Origin of the sequence: Streptococcus sp. 1004_SSPC, assembly GCF_001069025.1 — a bacterium.
GTDB classification, from domain to species: Bacteria; Bacillota; Bacilli; order Lactobacillales; family Streptococcaceae; genus Streptococcus; species Streptococcus vestibularis.
In genome coordinates this window covers 1-3587 of the sequence record NZ_JWGQ01000075.1, presented here as the reverse complement: position 1 = coordinate 3587, position 3587 = coordinate 1, and the positions used below count along the sequence as shown (strand labels likewise).

General features: G+C 41.2%; 2 protein-coding genes. Both read left to right on the top strand.

What is annotated here, in order from left to right; all coding sequences use genetic code 11:
• A partial coding sequence (lpdA, locus tag ADF62_RS05815; RefSeq protein WP_048788303.1) for a dihydrolipoyl dehydrogenase occupies positions 1–1585 on the top strand: 1585 nt, incomplete at its 5' end.
• A gap of 262 nt (positions 1586–1847) precedes the next feature.
• Positions 1848–3587: GBS Bsp-like repeat-containing protein (locus ADF62_RS05810; RefSeq protein WP_048788302.1), on the top strand; the 1740-nt coding region annotated here is incomplete at its 3' end.

Sequence of the window (3587 nt, the reverse complement as noted above, 5' to 3'; positions counted from 1 at the left end):
GATTACCCGTCAGGCTGGTGAAACTGTACCAGTTACTGAGGTTATTGGTTATATTGGAGCAGAGGGTGAAGTTGTGGCTGATAATGCAGCTAGCGAACATGTTGCAGAAGCAACTGCTCAGTTGGAATCAGCTGGTCTTGAAGTTCCTAAAGCTCCTGCCCAAGCTGCTCCAGCAGCTGCTGCAGAAAAAGCACCACTTGCTGACAATGAGTACGATATTATCGTTGTTGGTGGTGGTCCTGCTGGATACTATTCTGCCATTCGTGGAGCACAACTTGGCGGTAAGGTTGCCATCGTTGAAAAATCTGAATTTGGTGGAACATGTTTGAATAAAGGATGTATTCCAACTAAGACCTACCTTAAAAATGCAGAAATCCTTGATGGGCTTAAGATTGCTGCAGGTCGTGGTATCAATCTAGCATCAACAAATTACACTATCGATATGGATAAAACGGTTGACTTTAAGAACTCTGTTGTTAAGACCCTTACAGGTGGTGTGCAAGGTCTTCTGAAGGCTAATAAGGTAACTATTTTCAATGGTCTTGGTCAAGTTAACCCAGATAAGACTGTTACTATTGGCTCAGAAACAATCAAGGGACGTAATATCATCCTTGCAACTGGATCAAAAGTATCACGTATTAATATCCCTGGAATCGATTCACAACTTGTGATGACATCAGATGATATTCTTGACTTACGTGAATTGCCTAAATCACTTGCTGTTATGGGTGGTGGTGTTGTTGGTATCGAGCTTGGTCTTGTTTATGCTTCATACGGTGTAGAAGTAACTGTTGTTGAGATGGCTGACCGCATTATTCCAGCTATGGATAAAGAAGTGTCACTTGAACTTCAAAAAATCCTTGCTAAGAAGGGTATGAAGATCATGACATCTGTCGGAGTTTCTGAGATTGTAGAAGCTAACAACCAATTGACCCTTAAACTCAATAATGGTGAAGAGATTGTAGCTGATCGCGCCCTTCTTTCAATTGGTCGTGTTCCTCAGTTGGATGGTCTTGAAAATCTTAACCTTGAATTAGACCGTGGTCGTATCAAAGTGAATGCTTATCAAGAAACATCAATCCCTGGTATCTATGCACCGGGTGATGTAAACGGAACTAAGATGCTTGCTCACGCTGCTTACCGTATGGGTGAAGTTGCAGCTGAAAATGCTATGCGTGGCAATGTCCGTAAGGCTCACCTTGACTACACACCAGCTGCTGTATACACGCACCCGGAAGTCGCAATGTGTGGTCTTACTGAAGAAGATGCACGCGCTAAATATGGTGATGTCCTCATTGGTAAATCAAGCTTTGCTGGTAATGGACGTGCTATTGCTTCAAACGAAGCTCAAGGTTTTGTTAAAGTCGTTGCGGATGCGAAATACCATGAAATCCTTGGAGTTCACATTATTGGTCCGGCTGCAGCTGAGTTGATTAACGAAGCATCAACTATTATGGAAAATGAACTGACTGTAGATGAGCTCTTGCAATCTATCCATGGTCACCCAACTTTCTCTGAAAATATGTATGAAGCTTTTGCTGACGTACTTGGAGAAGCCATCCATAACCCACCAAAACGTAAATAAGATAAATTAAATTCTCGGATAGATGTTCGGGAATTTTTTCAAATATTATCATTTGTATTTATTAAAAAATCGTTACGGATTTTCAATAGTTTTAGAGAAAAATACGAATAATAAGTTAAATAGTTTTCTATCAGGAAAGATAGTTTGTTTATGATTCTATAATATATCTATTTTATTTAGAAACTTTTTAATAATAACCTTTCCATGAGAGTTTTTCTGTGGTAAAATGGTTCAAGTATTACAAATGCAAAAGGAAAGTTAAATGCGAACGAAAGATTTTATCTACTATGCCAGCGCGGCTGTTCTCTTGGCTGTAACTACTCAGGTTGCTCAAGCAGATGAAGTGGCAACACAAGCGCCTTCTATTGCTGAAGGAAACCACTATCAGCCTGAAACCGTAGCAAATATTTTGGGTGGTGAAGCGTCACTTATTGAAACATCAAGCTCAACTGTTTCAGCCCCTGCCTCTACAGCTACTGCTAAGCAAAATTCGGAAGCGCCTACGTCTAGTGTGGCGGCTGTAACCTCAATTGCATCAACATATGTAGCTAACTCATCAACGACTGTTACGTCTACATCAGTAGCGACTTCAAATGTTAGCTCTGAGAGTGTGACTGCTTCTGCACATTCAACGGCTTCTGAGGCTTCTAACAAGGCTGTTGCCAAACCTGCTAAATTAACGAATTCTTCAGATGTCCCTTCGACAACTCTTAGGGTTCAGCCTAAGACTTTTATTGATGTCAGCAGCCACAATGGCGATATCAGTGTAGATGATTACCGTGCTCTTGCACGCCAAGGTGTGGGTGGCGTAGTCGTTAAATTGACTGAAGACACTTGGTACAATAATCCCAAAGCTCCATCACAGGTTAGCAATGCGCAAATCGCAGGCCTCCAAGTATCGACTTATCATTTTTCTCGATACACAACTGAGGAAGAAGCACGTGCAGAGGCTCGTTTCTATATCGAGGCAGCACAAAGACTTAACCTTCCAAAGAGCACTGTTATGGTTAACGATTTTGAAGATTCTAACATGCTTCCTAATATCAACCGTAACACTCAAGCATGGGTTAATGAAATGCGCAAGCATGGTTACAATAACTTGATGTTCTATACTAGTGCTAGTTGGTTGGATGAGAACAATCTAGGCTATCGTGGACCTGTTTCTACCTCTCAATTTGGTATTGAAAACTTCTGGGTTGCCCAATATCCATCAGCAAGACTTACGGCTACTAGTGCAAAGAATATGCGCTATAACGGTAAAACTGGTGCATGGCAGTTCTCAGCGACAGCTAATCTTTTGCCAGGCAAACATGTCTTCGATCAAAGTGTTGACTATACTGGACGTTTTACTGCTAATGTAGGCATTGAAACAGATCCAACTCAAGGTGATTTGAGTGGTGTTATCTCAATTATCAATAACAACCCAATCTTAGGTAGCTTTGATGTTGTCATCTCTAATGTCAAAGCACCAAATGGTGTTGGAACAGTCTCTGTTCCAATTTGGTCAGAAATTAATGGCCAAGATGACATTATCTGGTATACTGCTGACCGTCAAAATAATGGAACTTACACAGTCAATGTTAAAGCTTCAGCCCATAAAAACTCAACAGGCCTTTATAATGTTCACCTTTATTATGTTCAAAAAGACGGAGAATTGACGGGTGTTGGCGGAACAACTACTCAAGTCTTTATTGGTAAGACACCAGAGCAGTTGAAACCCAAAGCAAGTTTTGCTATTGAGAATCACAACGTCAATGCTGGTACTTTTGACGCCGTTATCACTAATATATCAGCTCCTCTAGGTGTTAAAGAAGTTTTAGTTCCGTCGTGGAGTCTGGCTGGTGGTCAGGACGACCTCATCTGGCATAAGGCGACTAAGCAAAGTGATGGTAGCTATCGTGTAACTATAAAGGCAAGTGAGCATAAGGGTAATACAGGGAATTACCGTGCAGATGCCTATATCGTGGACAACTCTAACAATCGACACTACATTTCTGAAAAA